13 protein-coding genes and 1 pseudogene are annotated in these 18973 nt (G+C 51.8%); 11 read left to right on the top strand and 3 right to left on the bottom strand.

What is annotated here, in order from left to right:
- The 8 genes and pseudogenes from W822_RS45890 (at position 1) to W822_RS37790 (ending at position 13350) form a co-directional block, all read left to right on the top strand.
- Positions 1-9618: a hemagglutinin repeat-containing protein gene (locus W822_RS45890; protein WP_024005897.1), complete on the top strand. Its 9618-nt coding sequence runs from the start codon at positions 1-3 to the stop codon at positions 9616-9618.
- Positions 9615-10010: a DUF596 domain-containing protein gene (locus W822_RS37800; protein ID WP_024005896.1), complete on the top strand. Its 396-nt coding sequence runs from the start codon at positions 9615-9617 to the stop codon at positions 10008-10010. Before W822_RS45890 ends, W822_RS37800 begins: the two co-directional genes overlap by 4 nt.
- A 188-nt stretch (positions 10011-10198) precedes the next feature.
- Positions 10199-11050 (top strand): hemagglutinin, encoded by an 852-nt coding sequence (locus W822_RS0123725; RefSeq protein WP_024005895.1) that lies wholly within the window; start codon positions 10199-10201, stop codon positions 11048-11050.
- Positions 11047-11490 (top strand): hypothetical protein, encoded by a 444-nt coding sequence (locus W822_RS46350; protein WP_155848156.1) that lies wholly within the window; start codon positions 11047-11049, stop codon positions 11488-11490. The genes W822_RS0123725 and W822_RS46350 overlap by 4 nt, the downstream gene beginning before the upstream one ends.
- Before the next feature lie 136 nt (positions 11491-11626).
- Positions 11627-11860: a hypothetical protein gene (locus W822_RS46345; RefSeq protein WP_155848155.1), complete on the top strand. Its 234-nt coding sequence runs from the start codon at positions 11627-11629 to the stop codon at positions 11858-11860.
- A gap of 150 nt (positions 11861-12010) precedes the next feature.
- Positions 12011-12397, top strand: a complete 387-nt coding sequence (locus tag W822_RS0123720; RefSeq protein ID WP_024005894.1) for a DUF596 domain-containing protein — start codon at positions 12011-12013, stop codon at positions 12395-12397.
- Between the two features lie 6 nt (positions 12398-12403).
- Entirely contained in the window at positions 12404-12778 is a 375-nt protein-coding gene (locus tag W822_RS37795) for a hypothetical protein (RefSeq protein WP_024005893.1), read from the top strand.
- A 222-nt stretch (positions 12779-13000) separates the two neighbouring features.
- Positions 13001-13350 (top strand): annotated as a pseudogene (locus tag W822_RS37790) (immunity 8 family protein).
- A gap of 363 nt (positions 13351-13713) precedes the next feature.
- Here W822_RS37790 and W822_RS37785 read toward each other — a convergent pair.
- Positions 13714-14637 carry a LysR family transcriptional regulator gene (locus W822_RS37785; RefSeq protein ID WP_024005892.1) on the bottom strand — a complete coding sequence of 308 codons (924 nt, stop codon included), beginning with the start codon at positions 14635-14637 and terminating at the stop codon, positions 13714-13716.
- Between the two features lie 92 nt (positions 14638-14729).
- Here W822_RS37785 and W822_RS37780 point away from each other — a divergent pair, with 92 nt between their 5' ends.
- From W822_RS37780 to W822_RS37770, 3 genes are read left to right on the top strand one after another with little or no spacing between them, the layout of a single operon-like run.
- A complete protein-coding gene (locus tag W822_RS37780) occupies positions 14730-15683 on the top strand; it encodes an isocitrate lyase/PEP mutase family protein (RefSeq protein ID WP_024005891.1) in 954 nt (317 codons plus the stop codon).
- Positions 15676-16518, top strand: a complete 843-nt coding sequence (locus W822_RS37775) for an amidohydrolase family protein (protein WP_024005890.1) — start codon at positions 15676-15678, stop codon at positions 16516-16518. Before W822_RS37780 ends, W822_RS37775 begins: the two co-directional genes overlap by 8 nt.
- Before the next feature lie 46 nt (positions 16519-16564).
- On the top strand, positions 16565-17509 hold the full coding sequence (locus tag W822_RS37770) for a tripartite tricarboxylate transporter substrate binding protein (RefSeq protein WP_051401758.1): 945 nt from the start codon (positions 16565-16567) through the stop codon (positions 17507-17509).
- Between the two features lie 163 nt (positions 17510-17672).
- On the opposite strand, the gene W822_RS37765 is transcribed toward W822_RS37770, so the two are convergent.
- Together W822_RS37765 and W822_RS37760 are read right to left on the bottom strand one after the other, a co-directional pair.
- Entirely contained in the window at positions 17673-18059 is a 387-nt protein-coding gene (locus tag W822_RS37765) for a cupin domain-containing protein (protein WP_024005888.1), read from the bottom strand.
- 90 nt (positions 18060-18149) lie between these two features.
- Positions 18150-18965, bottom strand: coding sequence for an AraC family transcriptional regulator (locus W822_RS37760; RefSeq protein ID WP_024005887.1), 816 nt, complete (start codon positions 18963-18965; stop codon positions 18150-18152).
- Between the last annotated feature and the right edge of the window lie 8 nt (positions 18966-18973).

Genomic DNA, 18973 nt, shown 5'->3' with positions numbered 1-18973 from the left:
ATGAATAAGCGCTGCTATCGTTTGCGATTCAATCACGTTCGCGGTCAGTGGATGGCCGTTGCCGATATTGTGGTCGGCCCGGGTAAAAGTCATGCAGGCCGCTCGGGCGGCGCGGCTGGCTCACAAGACCAGGTGAACGCCAGAAACAAATGGGGTATTGCGATGATCCCCGCATTGCCCCGATTGCGCCTGATCATGCAGGCGATCGTGCTGGCGGGCGTCACGGGCCTGATTGCTTTTGTGCCGGATCACACAGCGCAGGCCCAGATCGTGGCGAACAAAGCTATGCCGACCCATACGCAGCCGTCAATCGTCACCACAGCCAACGGGCTGCCTCAGGTCAATATCCAGACCCCCAATAGCGCCGGTGTCTCTATGAACAATTACAGCCAGTTTGACGTGCAGCCCAGCGGCGCCATTCTGAACAATTCCCGTACCAGCACCCAAACGCAGCTGGCAGGCTGGATTCAGGGTAATCCTTTGCTGACAACGGACAGCGCGCGCGTGATCGTCAACCAGATCCAGTCGTCCAATCCGAGCCTGTTGCGTGGCTATATTGAAGTGGCGGGCCAGCGCGCCCAGGTAGTGATGGCCAACCCGGCTGGTATCAGCTGCGAGGGCTGCGGTTTTATCCATGCGGACCGCGCGGTCCTGACTACCGGGCAGGTCGGCCTGAATCCTTCTACCGGAGCACTGGACAATTATGTGGTGCGCAGCGGCACGGTCAATATAGCCAATATGGACGCCAGCCAGACACCTTATGTGGACGTGCTCGCTCGTGCGGCGAAGGTGACAGGTACCATTCGCGCAAAACAATTAGATATCAAAACCGGCATCAATACGATCGATGCCAATACTGGCGCTGTTTGCGCTTCTGCCGGCAGGACTGAAGTCACTGCCGCCTCCGATGCCTCGGCAGCCTCGGACGGACGGGGCGATCAGCCAGAAGTCGCTATCGACATCGCCGAACTGGGCGGCATGTATGCCGGGCAGATTACGTTACTCGCGACCGAGCACGGTGTGGGCGTACGCAATTTGGGCAACATCCGCGCCGGAGAAAATCTGACGCTCTCGGCCAATGGGCAGTTGCACAATCGCGGTACCCTGGCGGCAGATGGGGCATTAAACGTGCAAGCCGACTCGTTGCTGAACGATGGCACACTCTATGGCGGACAAAACACCGCCGCCACGACCGTCACTTCCCTGAAGAACAATAAACAGATCCTGTCGGGCGGCAATATTGCGTTGACAGCGAACGGTGCGACCGGAAGTCTGACGCTGGGATCAGAAAGCAGACTGGCTGCCGGTCTGGATTTATCGGAAACCAACCAGGCACAACCTGGCACGTCGGATAAATCGAGCGCCACGACTGGCAAAGATAGTCGTTCCTTAAAAGACAAAGACAGTCGTTCCTTAAAACCCGGTCAATCGATTTCTCTGAACGCCAAAGATCAAGCAATAGTAGCCGGTACGATACAGGTCGACGGCAGCCTGCTTGCGCAGGCCGATACGCTGTCAGTATCGGGCAGCGAACTGGTGGCGCAAGACATCCGTCTAACCTCCCGTCAGGGCGATCTGCTGGCCAATAAAGCCAAGATTCATGCGCACACCTTGGCAGTGAATACGCCATGGCAGCTTTCCACCGAGGAGGCGCAGATCCAGGCCGAAGCCTTGCAATTGAACGCTGGCAGTATTCGCAACCGCCGGGGCAAGCTGATTCATACCGGGTCAAATCCCTTTGTATTGCAAACCGGTGCCCTGGATAACCAGGGCGGGTTGATTGCGACCGTCTCAGCAAACCTGACTATCAAGAGCGACAGCATCAATAACACTGAGGGGACGATCCTGCAAACCTCTGCTGCCGAGACCTCGGCCAACCCGGACGACAACGCGCTAAATATCAATCGATTGAACATCAATCAGCTGAGTATCAATAGCGGGACACTGACCAATACGCGCGGCACGATCCGTAACAACACCGGGGCAGTGAATCTTGCGCTGGCAGACAATGCCTTGCTCACAAACCAGGCCGGCCAGATTCATAGCGGCACGACCCTGACATTGCGTGCAGGCGGCATCGATAACCAGGCGGGTCGTATCCTCGCGGGTGAGCGCCTGCAGTTGCAGCTGGATAAGCAAGGGCAGGGCGTGGATAATCGTCGCGGAAAAATCGCGGCTCAAACGCTTGACGGATTTAACACCCGCACGCTGGATAACCGGGAAGGCCGAATCGAAGTCAGTGGTGAAACCGGCCTGTGGCTGGCCACGACCGGTCTGCTCACAAACGAGCAAGGCATCATAGCGGTCAAAGGGTCATTAAACATTCAGGCGGGCGATGTGGACAACCGTCAGGGCGTGGTCTCTTCTCAACGGAACGCCCGAATCCATAGCGCGTCCGGTTTGAACAACGACGGCGGCAAGGTTGTAAGTGATCAGACCCTCTTCGTTGAAGTGGATGGCGATCTGCACAACCAGAACGGCAACGTATCTGCCGGAACGGATATGGTGCTGCGCGGCGATACGGTCAATAATCAGGCTGGCAAACTGTTGGCCAATGGCGACGTGGCGCTGAACGCCTCAACGCTGCATAACGAGAACGGCCGCATCGCTGCCCAGCGATTGCAGCTGCGCGGTGGTGCTATAAACAATGACGCGGGTCTGATACAGGCCGTACAGGAAATGACCATTGATACCGATGGGCATCAACTGATCAATACAAACACGGGTAAAGACAAAGGCGTGATCAGTGGCGGTACGCTGCAACTTGCCACCGGAAAACTGGATAACCGCGAAGGGTTTATCGGCGCCGCCAAAGCAGCCACGCTGCAAACCGGCACGTTAGACAACCGGCAAGGTCGTGTGGGAACTGATGATCTTCGTATTCAGGCAAAGGACCTGGACAATCGGCAAGGCAATCTGCAAAGCGTCAAGAACATCGCGCTGGACCTGGGCAACGCAAGCCTGGATACGCGCTCGGGGCTGATCCGCGCCGGAGACACATTGCACATCTCTGCGGCTACGATCAATAATGACGACACGTTCGATGGTGATCGGGCAGCGCAACAGCAAAAAGGCATTCAGGCCAATACGATCACACTGGCTGGTGGTACGCTGTTCAATCATAGCGGTTTTATAGCGGCCACACAAAACCTCGAATTCAACATATCCGACAGCCTGAATAACCAGAGTGGGTATATCACCTCCCTTGGCACGACACGTATTCTTGATCCGCAGGGCAACCTGCTCGTCAACAACGAACAGGGCTATATCAGCGGCAAAGAAAAGACGCAGGTTCAAAGCGCACAATTGACCGGGCAGGGCGGCACCTTCGCAGGTGATCACCTGTCACTGGATCTCAGAGGCGATTACCAGAATGCCCATTCCCTGATTGGCCACACGCGGCTGGATCTGAGCACCACCGGCGATGTGTACAACGAGGGCAAGCTCGAATCGGCCAACGCGCTGGCGATCCAAGCGCACAACCTGAAAAATACGCAACAAGGCAAGATACAAGCGAAACACACTCGTCTACAGGCAAGCGATACCATACGGAACGAGGGCCTGATCAACGGACAGAATACCGTGGTGGTCGCGGACCGCATTCACAACCTTGGCACAGGCCGCATCTATGGCATCCGGCTGGGACTTCAGGCCAGAGAACTGTCAAATGGCGGGAAACAACAGGACGATACCTCTCGGGCCGGTACCATCGCGGCACGCGACCGGCTGGATATCGGCGCCCAGACCTTGTCCAATCAGGATGGTGCGCTGATCTACAGCGGTGGTGATGCGGCCTTCGGGCGCACACTGGATCCAGACGGCAGAGTCACAGGCACCGCCTCTTCGATCGTAAACAACGGTTCGATGATTGATATCGCCGGCTCAGCGCAGATAAAAACCGAACAATTGCGCAATCTGAACGCAGACTATCGCACCGAATTACAGCAGGTGGGTCCCGTTCGAAAGGGCAAGGACTACGAGCCCATTCCGGAACACAGTTCCTGGGACCCTAGCTTGCATAAGCGGTATGACAGCGATTCGGCTGTGGTGCTGACAATGGAAAAATCGATGCTGTATTACGAAGGGCCTGACGACAAATTGTGGGACTTCTGGGGTAAGCCCAACGCGCTCAAGATAGGTAAGCGATATCGAGGTGGCGGTTTTCCAAGTGCATATATTGATGACCGGCGGGTTGGCATAGCGCCGAGCTATTACGTGTCTCGCTTGGATGACGAAGACATTCTTTTTCCGTGGATTATTGATGAGAGTAAGAAAGTCTACTCTCTGGTCTACTCCCCAGACGATCCGATATGGGAAAAAACGGGTATTCCCGCGCCTGACCGCAATATTCCGCCATCCACCATCAAGGTCTGCTCAGGAATCTCGTGGAACGAGGTTTGCCAAACCAAGCCCAATCCCGAGATGAAGCGGTATATAGACAACAATCCCAGCTACGCCAAACTTGATGAACTCATCTCGCAATACAACCATGCCATCCAGGGCTATCACGAGGATATGTTCCGTGAGTACGAATACGAGGTGACCACGCAAGAAACCCGTATCACGCATAGCAAGCCCGGTCAGATCTCGATCGGCAAGAATCTCGCCCTGTCTGGCGGGGCCTTCACCAACGATAAAAGCCGGGTAGCTATTGGCGGCGCGATGACAGGGACTGTGCAGTTCATCAACAATATCGATGATGAGAATGCCATCCGCCGAATCACGGAACGTGGACGCCACCGCGAGCACGACGATGATGACGATTACGGCGACTGGCACGATTACGAAATCCCCCGTGAAGAACACATTCCGGCGTCGGTGGCCGTCGTGCAGATCGGCCAGGGCGCTCAAAGCCAAAGTGTCGATATTGTACCGGTTCCAGACCAGACAGCCGAAATCTCGGCCGGCGGCGCTGCGCCGGTCAAACCGGGCGATCTTGTTGGCACGGGTCATGCCATTATCGAAGTCAGTCCAGATAAGCCACTGGAAGGCACCGTGACAGGCTCGTCCGAACCGGCACCGGTCATCCGCACCACGACGCCACGACGTGATTTGCCCTCAGCCAGCCTGTTCATTATCCGCCCCGATGGGCAGGGCGGACCGCTCATTGAAACCGATCCGCAGTTTACCCAATACGGCAACTGGCTGACCTCCAACTACATGCTTGAACAACTGGGCCTGGACCCGCAGCACACCCTGAAGCGCCTGGGCGACGGCTTCTACGAGCGTAATCTGATCAACGAACAGATCGGCCAATTAACCGGCCGTCGTTTCCTGGACGGCTATCAGAATGACGAAGAACAATACCGCGCCTTGATGAACAACGCGGTCACCTTCGCCAAAAAATTCGATCTGCGTCCCGGCATCGCGCTGACCGCCGAGCAGATGGCACAACTGACCAGCGATATTGTCTGGCTGGTCGAGCAAACCGTGACCCTGCCGGACGGCAGCCAGCAGCGTGTGCTGGCGCCGCAGGTATACGTTAAAGTGCGCAAGGGCGATTTGCGCGGCGATGGCGCACTGGTCTCGGCAGACCAGATCAAGTTGCAGGCAAACGATACGGTATACAACAGCGGCACCGTCGCCGGCAGACAGCTTGTGGATATCACGGCGGACAGCATTGCCAATATGGCGGGCGGTCGCATGAATGCCGATAAAATTGCGCTGACCGCCAAAGACGACATCCGGGTGGTGGGCGGGCAGATTTCTGCAGAGCAGGCGTTGAACCTCAAAGCCGGCCACGACATTGAAGTAGCCAGCACCCTGAATCACATACAGACACGTTCGGACCAGGACAATTACGAATACACGGACCTGGATAGACTGGCCGGGCTATATGTGACTGGGTCCAAAGGCCTCGGCCAGTTGCAGGTGCAGGCGGACCGGGACCTGATCTTAACGGCCGCTGCTCTTGGTAATGCAGGCCAGGGCAAGGACAGCAGCACTGTGCTGCAGGCGGGAAATAATCTGGCCTTGAAAACCCTGACCACGCGCATGAGCGAGCTTGTGGTGAGCGATGCCAGTAACTACGTCAAACGGATTGGGTCAGAAGAAAAAGGCACGCACATCGCCAGCAACGGCGACATTGTCATGCGGTCCGGCAACGACCTGAGCTTACGCGGCGCAGACGTCACGAGCCAGCAGGGCGCCGTCAATTTGCAGGCCGGGCGCGATGTCCGTATTGAAGCCGGATTGTCCGAAAGCGGCGGCCAGCTGCGTCATAAGGGAAGCAAACGTACCGGCCTGGCGACCAAAACAACAGAGATCCGAAGTGACGTGCAGCGGCAAACCCTGGTGGGCAGTGCGGTTAGTGGAGAAACCGTTAGCATTCAGGCGGGGCGCGACCTGAAAGTCGTAGCCAGCGACGTGGTGTCAGACAACAGTACCACCCTGATCGCCCAAAACAACATTCGGATCGAAGCGGGTACCGAAAACAATCGCGAACACGAATACCGCAACACCACCAAATCCGGTCTGCTTGGCGGCAGCGGGGGCCTGGGCTTTACCGTGGGTACGCAAAGCCTTACCCAACAAACCGACAGCCAGGGCGCGATCCAAAGCCAGGCGCGCAGCAGCGTGGGTAGCATCAAAGGCGACACCCGGCTTGTTGCCGGCGAACAGGTGCTTGTTCGCGGCTCTGACGTGCTGGCGGGCGATGACATTCTGATCGCCGGTAAAGCGGTGACGATCGATCCGGGCACAGACCAGCGCCAGTCAAAACACGTGACTGAGTTTCGTCAGAGCGGCCTGACCATCGGGGTCGATGCGCCCATCATACAGGCCGTGCAGGCAGGTGTCCGTGCAACCGAACAGGCTGGCAAAAGCAAAAACGCCCGCGTCAATGCCATGTCGCTTGCCAACGTCGGCTGGTCGGGCTACAAGATCGGGCAGCAGGGAGCCAATGTGGATCAGGCCATGGGCCAGTTACAGGCAGGCGATGCCAAGGGCGCAGCCGAAACCGCTGGCGTCAAGCTATCCATTACCTACGGCAGCCAGCGCAGCCGCAGCAGTACCGAAGTGCAGCAGACCGAAACCAGCGGCAGCCAGGTCCGTGCGCAAAACACCGTAACGATACTGGCCACAGGTGCAGGCACCGACTCTGACATCACCGTCATCGGCTCCGATATCGCAGGGAAAAAGGGCACGACCCTGATTGCGGACGATGCCATCACCCTGCAGGCTGCAGAGCAAACTACCCGCGAGCGCAGCAAAAATAGTTCTTCGGGCGGCAAAATCGGCGTCTCAATCGGATATGAAAATGGCTCGGCGGCATTTGGTATCACTGTGGGCGCAAATGTAGGCAAAGGCAAGGGCGTTGGTGATGAAATCTGCTACATCAATACCCATGTTGGCGATCGCGATAGCGCGACCCTGATTCAAAGTGGCGGCGCAACCACCCTGAAAGGCGCACAGGTGGCTGGCTCGCGAGTGAGGTTAAAGGCTTCAGATCTAACCATAGAAAGCCTGCAGGACAAGGCCACCTTCAAGGGCAAGCAGGACGATGCTCGGGGTGAAATCACGATTGGCTATGGGGCCTCTGGCTCAGGTAGCATCTCACGCTCTAAAATCTCGGCCGACTATGCTGGCGTGAACGAGCAGTCTGGTATATTCGCGCAGGATCAGGGGTATCAGATTGACGTGGCGGATCACACCGATCTGACAGGTGCCATCATCACCTCCAGCGCCGCTGCGGAGCAAAAGGGGCTAAACCGCCTCACGACCGGCACGCTGGACGCGCGCCATATCGAAAACCACAGCAAGGTCAAGGCCACCAGCGTGGGTATCGGCGGCGATGGCAACCCCATGGGCGTCTTCGGTGGAAGCAGCTCGGGGCTGACGGCCAGCTTTGGATATGGGTCATTCAGCAGCAACGAGAGCAGCGTATTCCACAGCGGCATCAACACCGCCAACATTGCCATTACGCGGCCCGACGCTCAACAAGCCCTGACCGGCAAGACGGCCCAAGACACCATCGCAAGCATTCATACCTCACTGACTAACGATGAAGCCCTGGCCATTCGCGGACTGGACAACACCTTCGACAAAGACGAGGTGCAAAAACAAATCGATCTGGACCGAGATATCTCGCAGCAGTTCAGCAAAAACACCCAGGAGGCCTCGGGTGAGCTGAAAAAACGCATGGCGCGCAACGACGCCGATTTTAAAGCGGGACTGATCAGCGAAAAAGAACGCGATGAGCGCAATGCGCAGTTGCGCAACCTTGAGTGGCTGCTGGGCACTGTCTCTGCTGGTCTGGCCACACCCTCCAACGGTCTGGCTGGATCTCTGGTCGCAGCAGCCAGCCCCACGATTGCCCGGGAAATCGGGCAGCAGTTCAAACAGGCTGGCAAGGAGGGTAGTGCAGGGCACATTTTCGCCCATGCGGCACTGGGCGCGCTAGTGGCGGGTGCGACCGGCAATGGTGTTGCTGGCGGGGCGCTGGCTGGGGCAGGGGCTGAAACCATTGCCCCCATTACTGCCAAACTGCTCTTCGATAAAGACGTCACTCAGCTGACGCCCGAAGAGAAAAAAACGGTAAGTTCGATTGCGAGCCTGACCGGAGCCGGGCTGGCAGGAGCTGTTGGTGGAAACGGTAAAAACCTAGTCAGCGGCAGTGTGGTGGGGCGCACCGCAGTCGAAAATAACTATTTGACTAACGCTCAACTGGAGAACCTTGCACAACAGATAAGGAATTGTTCTGGAGATCAGTGCGATAAAGTTATCCGGGAGATGGTGGACACCAATATTCGGCAACAAGAAGAAATCCAGCCCTTTTGTGCGGCCTCGCCCGAGCAGTGTCAAACAAAATATGGCCACTTGCTTGACGAGATGGATGCTTCAATTGCGTTGATCAAAAAGCTGGATATCGACAAAACCTTGTCCAACAAGTTTCGCAATTACCTGATCGCGATTTATATGCTGAATAGCGAAGCCCGCGGCCTTGCGGTTGAGGATGGATGGGCTAAGCGTATTGAGGAGATGGGGGTCGACAAGGAAACGGCACAGTTAATAGCTGCGGAACTTCCTTCGATGTTCGGCTCTCCCGGCGGACGAAAGGCTGGAAGAAGAAAGGTAAGCGTTCAGCCTGAACCGAATAAAATGCAGATAGCGGATAAGGATAATAGTGTCGCAGGTAAAAGCTCTATCAAGACACCTGCGTCAACTGCGTTATCGAAACAGCAGTCAAATTCCAAGCTGAGCGAGTCTGAACGCCTAAATTTGGAAGCTTTTGACAGTTTTACGGGCGGCGCTAGCCGTCTGAAGAAAGGTCAGATAACGATGGATGGTCAAGCGATTAAGGCCAACGGTGAATTTAGCAAGAACGCAATGGTATTTGATAATGTACCGCGATCCAAAGTCGTGAAGTACTATAAGAAACTCGCAGGAATTGAGTTTCTGCCGAACCCACAATTAATGACAGAAACACCAGATATTTACGGTAATCCCGGAATTCTATACACGGTGGAAAAGGGAAAAATTACGTATACATTGAGGAGCGGTTCTAGCTCAGTCGATAAGACAAGAGCGAAATGGACTATAGAGATAAGTGGGGTAAGAGGGTATCCCGTAGGTGAGCGTGTAGTAAATCGGAAAAAAATTGAGATGAAATTCAGATGAAAATATATGAAGACATTCCAGAAAATGTAATGACCGATCTCTTGGAAGCTGTGGAGGGATCATCTGCAGATGCTATGTGGACTTATATCCGTGAGGACATACCCGGTGTGTCATCATGCACATACGACGAGCGAAGGAACTATTATTTATCAGTCATGTATCAATTAATGAAGGCGGGTCGGTTGAAGATTGCATTTAATAACACCTTTTGGGAGGGCACAATAGAGGAGCAGCTTCAGAGATATTCGGATCGATGGCCGAACGACGAAAATTGTTTGTTCAAAGCAGATTTTCAATTGATTGAGAATCCGGACGACGGTGGGCTTTATTTTTGGGCTAAGGGATGTTTTGTTTGGATATACGAAGATGGATTCGAGGAATGGACAAACTAAGCTGCTTAGCATTTAGCATTTGTACCTTTCTAATTAAATTTTCTGTCGGGACTAATTTACGTCTGGACGACAACCGTCAACGACGTCGCAGGTGGAGTGCTTGACGGGGCGGAAAGCAATGCGATTAGATCCATTACAGCGAATTTGATCTCCGGAAAACACATCAGCCACCGGACCCCCGAAAAAAAATGGATAGTGTCAGTGGCAGTATGGTCGGTAGCACGGCGTTCGAGAATAACTATTTTACCGGACTGAAATTTAACAAGTTATCCGCCTGCATTTATGGGCAAACTTGCGTCACTAAGGACGAGAAGACAAAAGCAAAAGCCGAAGCGGAACGCATGAGAGAATTATTGGATCGGGAACTGCGGAACGTGTGCTCAGTCAATCAGTCTGGCGACGCATGTAGAACGGCAGTGATTACAGCGATTCGTTACATTGCGATTGAAGATACTTGGCGTATTATGGACAAGGATGTGAAACGATCAGCGAAATCGACCTTCGACTATTTGTATAAAACCCCGGAAGGGGAGGATAACTTTGTACGGTATCTGAACACGATCGACAATCGAGCGGACTTTTTTGGTGCTAGTAATCTCTATGAGAAAAATGAAGGGACCGGTGTTAAGTGGTTCGGAGCGGCTGAAGACGTATCGCGCGCATTTGATGGAGGCTTAGGTGCTGATGGTAACGGCTCGCAGTATTCATTTTTTATAGGTTCGCTCTCTGCATGGACTAATACTCCATCAATTTATGAGTGGCGACAAGTAGCAGGGAATACACTCTTGAAAGCAGGCTATCCAAATTTTCAAAATCTTTACATTCATAGTACCGATAACCCGATCAAGTGGGATGTCGACCAATTACGAAATGAACAGAAATCACTTCAAAATGTCCATACTAGGTATCTGACTGATAGAACAGTCTTCAGATGGCTTATAGAACAGAATAAAGATTTTAATATTTTAGATTATGAAGCGCGGGTTAAATACGGATGCTCCGTGTTCGGCTTAAGTGAAAAACAAGGTTGTAGGCCATGAGTAATGGGACAAAGTATAGATACTGTTTAATTGTCTCGGTTTTTACGTTTATTGGGCCGTGGATAGGCGGACTGTTACTCTATTATGGATTCAGTTTTTATTCTTTCTTCACAAAAGAACGGATGGATATTTTGACACTTCTCACGGATCTAATTTGGTCACCGATAAGCGCAATTTCAGGATGTTTTTTTATCCCTTCAGCTTTCGTAACAGGCTTGATTGCCGCGCTTTTTAGATTACGTCGAAAACTGTTTTCTCTTGCGCTAATTTCAGTTATTGGAGCAATATTAAGTTTTCTACAAGCCACCTTACTGTTTGAGCACGGTTCCATGCCTGTCTGGTTGATGTTTGCGGGATTGGGATTTTGCGCTTCCTATATGAGTGGTCGTTTAACGTTTCCGGTAGTTAACGTTGAATCAGAAAAAATGGGTGTCCCATAGGCTTCAGCCCGGTTCTGAGACGGCCTATGCATTTCAGTCTACCAAAATTAGAATGAACTTGACATCATATGAATAGCGATGCGAGAAAGCGAACAGGCTAGTGTAGTTAGATGAATGAATTCACTAGGAGTAAACAGTGAAAAAAATATTTGGCATCATTCTGTACGTGCATGCAGTCATCTGGGCACTGACCGCACTAACTCGCATTTATTTATGTATTACCGGTTACGTAGATAACATCGGAGGAACTCAAGTTGTTTATTTTCTGTTTGCTATTGGCCAATTAATATTGGCAGGTGGTGCGTTTGCTTGGGCACGTTATCTACGCAAACCTGTAAAACCAGCTCTGAACCCAAAGACTCTTACATAATTCTCGCATTTTGCATATCTTTTGAAATCTGTCCGTCATATTCGGGTCGTGAAGCTCCATTGCCCGCGTATGCGTTTTGGGTGCCTTTAGCGTCGCATATCCCGTAAGTGAGCATGTAGTTAATCGCAAAAAAAGTGAGACGAAATTCAAATGAAATACCAACAAATTGAAGATCATATATACAACGAAATAATAGAAGCAGTCGAAGGCTCAAGCGCCAATGCTTTGTGGGGTTTTATTTGTAGGAGGATACTAGGAACATTTGTTTGTTACGAAAATCGAAAGCAATTTTTTTTATCAGTGATGTACTGCTTGATGAAAGAGGGACGATTGAAGTTGGCATCCAAAGGGACATTTTGGGAAGGAACGATAGAAGAACAGCTTGAAACTTATTCGAGCCGTTGGCCGAAGGACGAAAGCCGCCTGTTCAAGGCAGATTTTCAGTTGATTCAAGACCCTCAAGACGGTGCTGTTTACTATTGGGCCGAAGGAGGTTTTGTCTGGTTATATGAAGACGGATTTGAGGAATGGACTTAATGTGAAATGAGACTAGACAATAAACAGAGAGAGTCCATAACAAGAAACATGTTATTAGGTTCAGAGTCCTATGTTAATGAACATGAACGAATTTCGCGATTTTTAAACGCCCGTTACGGATACATAAGTACAGCATTCATTCGATGTCAGACGCCGGAGCAGGGTGAAGATTTATATAGAATATTAATTAACGGAAAAGTGATAGTCGGGTTTGATTTATCCATGGTTGATGGAGAAATCAGTGAGGTATTTGAGATATCCGTCGCCGATTTCTCACGCGAAGCACAACCTAAGCTAATTAGGTTAAATTTAAAAGTAGGTTTTTATTTGGCAAGAGAAAGAGAAGCACCGCGCAAAAACGTTGCTTCGGAAATGAAATGACACGCTCCGACGGTGATTATTGTTCAGTATCTGAACACGATCGACGAGCGAGCAGATTTTTTCGCGGCTAGTAATTTCTACGGAAAAAATTGAAGGGTTCGGCGGTAAGCGGTTCGGAGCGGCTGACTACGTGACGCGCGCATTTGGGGAACGAAGGTCGCTCTATCAAGTCGCGTGAATGCGGATTAAAGAACAGACCTAGTATCGAAAATAGGTGCATTTATGTCAAATATCATAATTAAGAGTATTGATAGCTTTGACTATGATCCAATCTCCTATATTCCTAGCGGGATAGAAGATTTGGCTATAAATTTAACCGTTACCATTGGAGTTAAGGATAGTTCTGGTGGTGATAATTTTGATCTGTTTGTTTGTTCTCTTGAATGGCTTTTGAAAAATATATGGGATCCTGAAATAGTAAGACATACGCTCATTATTCGAAAGTATGACATTGAGGAAATAAAAAAATTATCACTACTTGCATGGAAAAATGCAAAAGCAATACATGGCTAGAAACAGCAGAAAAGCTTTCGCGCTATTTCGAGTGGGAATTTGAAGACTACAAAGAATGATATGCATTGCTCTATCGCGCAAATTTTGACGCGGGGCAGATCAGCGAACAAGAACGCGATGAGCATAATGTGCAGTGGCGCTACTACGATTGCCTGTTGAGCACTGTCTCCGTTGGCCTTGAAACGTCTTCCAATGGTCCGGGGAGGGACGGAATTCATGTAATGCCCCAGCATTGTCTGCTCAATTTACGCGACTAAAGCAAACGTCCGAGCCGGGATTTCCTAGTCGTTAGTTGAAGATACGCTCACGAACCTTTATTTTTCGTTAAGGTAACACAGGCCAAATAATGGAACTAAATATAGATCAACACTATTGGTCAAACTCTATCAATGCAACGTACTCGATTGAGATAGCCTAGTTTTTCAGACTTTCTCGGAATCCAACGGCATAAAGCAACGGGATTCAAGCATTACGCGTCTGGCAATATTTACCAAAGCGATAATGCCTTCTGAGCGCGTTGCCTTGGGATAGGCTGCGCAAATGTGAAGTGCTGAGAATGGCGTCCTTTGTCTATAGCTAATAACTGACCCTTTTTGAATCTCCTCTCTGAGTATACAGGTTGGCAGAACGCCCACCCCAACACCGCCAGCCACCAGACGTGCGAGCATGGCCAGACTGTTGCAAGTACTGGAGGTGAGCTCTCCGCCGCCTTCATTTTCCCACCAGTCGAGCATCATCTCATGTAAAGGCGACGTCTTTGGCATACCCAGAATGGTAACGTCTGCCAGTGTGTCTGGATTGGCCATGCTGAGGTGAACGGGTGCGGTCCTGCTTCCCATCCATGCCACCGGTGCTGTCGCCAGTGGCTCGATATGAACGTGTGGCGGGTAGCCGGGATCAGCAAGAAAAGCGACGTCCAGTTTATTGGCTGCCAGCTCTTCTGAAAGCACGTAACTATTACTGACCGTCAGTTCAATTTTGACTCTTGGGTAACGCTCTCCGAAAAATGAGATGATCTGCGGTAGCACTGCAATCGCAATCGTTTCCGACGATCCTACACGCAGGGTTCCCTGTAGGGGGTCACCCGTTCTTAAGCGTGTTTCCATCTCGTTCAGCAGTTTAAGGAGCTGTTCAGCATATTGCGTAGCGACCACACCGTCTGCATTGAGTTTTGCAGATCTGCCGTCACGATCAAAGAAAGTCGTTCCCAGTGCTTCTTCCAAATCACGAATTCGAAGTGAAATAGTGGGTTGTGTGACATTGATATGTGCTGCTGCAGCCTGGAACGAGCCGAGTCTGGCAATGGCAGCGAGCGCTTCAATCTGAGCCAGAGAATAATGACGCATTGGAATTTCCTATAGAAGTCCCGCTAAAAGTTTAATTTGTCTAATGAATTGGGCCTTGATAGCATAACCTAAACCACTTGAAGAGGAAACAAATGAGCAAGGCCAAACAACTACGCGACGCAATTTATGCGCCGGAGATTCTGATCCAACCCGGTGTGTTTGATGGCTTCAGTACCAGACTAGTCGAACATTTGGGGTACACAAGTGCATTTATCACAGGAAGCGGAGTAAGCGAATCTCGCATCGGCCAGGTCGACGTAGGCCTCATGGGCCTGGAAGAAAACATTGCCGCTGTGCGCAGCATTGCCGCATGCTCCGATCTTGCCCTTCTCGCCGATGGCGACACCGGCTACGGTAATGCCATCAATGCCTATCACACTGTGCGCCTTTTTGAACAGGCGGGTGCAGCAGGTGTGATGCTGGAGGATCAGGTCTGGCCAAAGCGTTGCGGACATATGCGCGGCAAGGAAGTCATACCGCAAGACGAGATGGTCCAGAAACTTCGGGCAGCTTGCGACGCGCGCAAAGATAAGAATTTCATTATTAAATCCCGTACAGATACGCTCGCCACCCACGGGCTGGATGAGGTATTGCGACGACTGAACGCATATGCTGAAGCCGGGGCTGATCTGCTTTTCGCCGATGCGCTTCTTGACGCTGAACAAATTCGCACGGTCGCAGCAAACGTACCCAAACCGCTTTGTGTGAATATGGGCTTCGGGATCCGGCAACGGTCAACTACACCGCTATTGTCGGCAGCGCAGCTTCAGGAGCTTGGCGTTGCCGTTGTGATTTATCCCCGACTATTGACTGCCTGCGCGCTCGCCGGTATGAAAAAAGGCCTCGAAATTCTGGGCGAATCGATTACCAGCGGTCAGGCAGCGGACCGGCCTGACGTTGCGTTAAGTTTTGAGGAGCTGAACGAGATTATGGGAATGGCTCAGATTGAAGTGTTGGAGCAGCGTTATCTGACACCAACCCAGAAAATGACCAAATACGGATCCGAAGGAGCAGGTTCGATCACGGGCGGAGGCAGGAATGACTGAGCGGCCTGATACCATACCTCGTATTCCTGAAGGTGCAGCCGACTGTCACGCGCATGTCATAAAAAAAGACATGCCCCTTTCCGATAACCGCCATTCTCAGCCTGCGCGTGACGCAAGTGTCGATGACTATCTGCAAGTACTGGATACGCACGGAATCACCTATGGACTGCTGACGGCCCCCAGTTTTTACGGAGCCAATAATGACGTACTTTTGCATGCGCTTGCCCAGGCTGATGGCCGTTTGCGTGGTACGGCCATTGTAGAGCCGGAGATTTCTGAAACCGAGCTTTCGAATTTACAGGACAATGGTGTGTGCGGACTTCGATTCAACTGGATTCGGCGCGATACTTTGCCCGACATCGAATCTCGTGGATATCAGCGGCTACTTTCAAAGGCAAAAAATCTTGGACTTCACATAGAGATTTATCTGGAAGGCGAATTTTTACCTCCTGTCCTCAAAGCGGTTAACAAAAGCGGTGCCCGCGCGGTGGTCGACCATTTCGGACATCCAGAAGGAAAGGATGGGATTCATAGCCAGGGATTCCACGTACTACTTGACGCCATTGAAGCTGGTAATACGTGGGTCAAACTTTCAGCGCCATTTCGTTTACGGTGTAGTGATCCGGCGGCACTGGCAAGAAAAATTCTTGCTCAATCCAACGGCGAACGTGCAGTCTGGGCAACAGATTGGCCATGGGTAGGTCATGAAAACGATATGGTCTATGCCGATTGCATCGATTGGCTGTTTGATTGGGTCCCGGATAAAACAGCAAGGGATCGCGTTCTGGTAGAGAACGCGCACGGCCTTTTTGGATTCGGATCAACTAAAACATAGTTTATATACCGCGTATATATTTTCGATCGACAGGGGGGACAATCTGATGAACAAATATAAGTATTTAAGTGCAGCATTCCTGATGGTTATCGCACAGGTATCAACTGCTCAAGATGTAATTAAACTGATCATACCGACCTCGCCGGGTGGCGGAACTGACTCGCTATTCAGAGCCATTGCCCGGCAGGCTGAACCGCATCTGAACGCAACACTTGTTGTTCAGAATGCCGGCGGCGCGGGTGGTGCAATTGGTGTCAGCCAACTTACGCGTTCAAAACCAGATGGCTTGACCATTGCTGGCGTGTGGATGGGGCCGATTACTGTCGCCCCGCATACGATCAAAACGAACTACAGTATGAAAGACTACATCCCCGTAATTATGGTGGATAGCGCACCCTATGTGCTTTGCGTGAAACCGGAATTTCCTGCACGCAACGGCAAAGAGCTTCTCGAAGTACTTAAAAGCAAACCAAACACCTATACGTTTGGCACCGATGGTGTTGCTGGTCCAGGACAGCTCGCTGCGGAGCGCATTTTCCAGCACTTTGGGGTCAAGGCTCGAGACGTTCCATATCGTGGAGCAGGGGAGACAATGCCTGCCTTGCTGGGCGGGGTAGTAGACGTGTATGTTGGATCCGTCCCGCCGGCGGTGACAATGGAAAAGGCCAAGACTGCCAAATGTCTGTTGGTGACATCCGCCAAGCCGGTTAGCGCGCTACCGAATGCGACCACTCTGAAAGATATCGGGATTCCAGAGAACGAAACGCTTTTATGGCACGGTATTATCGCTCCGTCAGGTACACCGGATGAGGCCGTGAAACGAATCGAAGATGCATTTGAAAAGGCAGCGAGCTCTCCTGAAATAGAAAAATTTTTCGAAACTGCTGGTGTTACAAAGACGATTCTTAAACGTGAAGCGTTCTCAAAGTACATCGAACATGAATACGACACGATGGGGAAAATGGTCGAACAATTAGGCCTGAAGCAATAGGGGTCCTCTCATTCTCTCAATATTCAGAGAATCACCGATCATGTAGATCCGTCAATATCCCTTAGTAATGAATTCGTACCTGGGAGCTACCCCTGCATTATTCATTGCGCGCTGTGCAGACTAGCGTAGCAGTGAGTCGGTGCCGTGGCACTCGGCACCAACACTATATCCATACATCATTCCGGGCTGTTCGCTGTCCGGTCTCCTCGCCCGTATTCAACACACCACGCGGCTCAATGAGCATCAGTTTGACCTCATGTTCGGCATAGGGCTTGTGCTCAATCCCTTTGGGTACGACGTATAGTTCGCCTTGCCGCAGCAAAACGTTCCCATCGCGGAAGTCAATGCGTAACTCACCTTCGAGCACAAGGAATGCTTCGTCGGTATCGACATGAGTATGCCAGATGAAGTCACCTTCTAGACGAACGATTTTGAACTGATAGTCGTTCATCTCTGCTACGATTTTGGGGGTCCATTGCTCATAAAAAAGGCCAAACTTTTGTGCAAAGTTAATGGCTTGTCGATGATTTGTATCGGGTGTCGGTGTCATGCGGAGATCCTGATGAGAGCCAGAAAGCTCCATGTTATAAAAGCTGCCACGCTCAGGTCTTGTACGATCGTGCAGGTTGTCGCGGCACTTTTATCGGGAATGCTTGATGCGTCTGAACCATCGCGCAGGGGACACGCCATACGCAGAGGTGAACTGGCGTGCCATATGGCTTTGATCAAAGAAACCTGCCGACAGTGCTGATTCGGCAATACTCTGGCCTGACATCATCAATCTGCGGACTGCATCCAGGCGGCGCATGATCAGGTAGCGATAAGGGCTGGTGCCATACAGTGTCCGAAAGTCCCGGCAGAGTTGCCAGCGATCCAGGCCGCTGGCTTCTGCCAGTTTGTCCAACGTAATGGACTGCTCCAGTTGGTCGAGAATGTAGGCCCGAGCGCGCTCCACGGCAATGAAGTCAGGATAACGCCGGATACGGCGCTGACCGGCCACAGCGACTAGCGCGTGTGCCAGGTCGTGCAGTGCATCGTCTTCTTCCATCGGATCGATGTCGGCATCCATGGCCTGAAGCAACGGCAGCAATGCTGTCCGAAGCCGCATGTCGCTGGAGAGTCCACCTTCGACGAAAGGTAGCGACTTGCCACCCAGAATCTGCTGAATCATGGACGGCTCAATGTACGCCATCCGGTAACGGAATCCGGCTTCAGTCCCGGCCTCACCGTCATGAAGCTCATCGGGATGCAACACCAGAATCGTCCCCGGCAGGCTATGGCGCTGGCTGCGGCGGTATCGGAAACTCTGCACCCCAGCGAGGGTGAGACCAATGGCATACGTATCGTGTCGATGTGGAACGTAACCATGCCCGCCAAAATAGGCTTCAATACACTCTATTTTTCGAGGCTTGATGGCTTGTAGCACCCAATCGTCGTGTGTGGTTGTTTTGGTCATTTTTTTGG

Origin of the sequence: Advenella kashmirensis W13003, assembly GCF_000506985.1 — a bacterium.
Lineage (GTDB): Bacteria > Pseudomonadota > Gammaproteobacteria > Burkholderiales > Burkholderiaceae_B > Advenella > Advenella kashmirensis_A.
The sequence above is the reverse complement of the archived record's forward strand: the minus strand, read 5'-3'. Positions and strand labels throughout refer to the sequence as shown.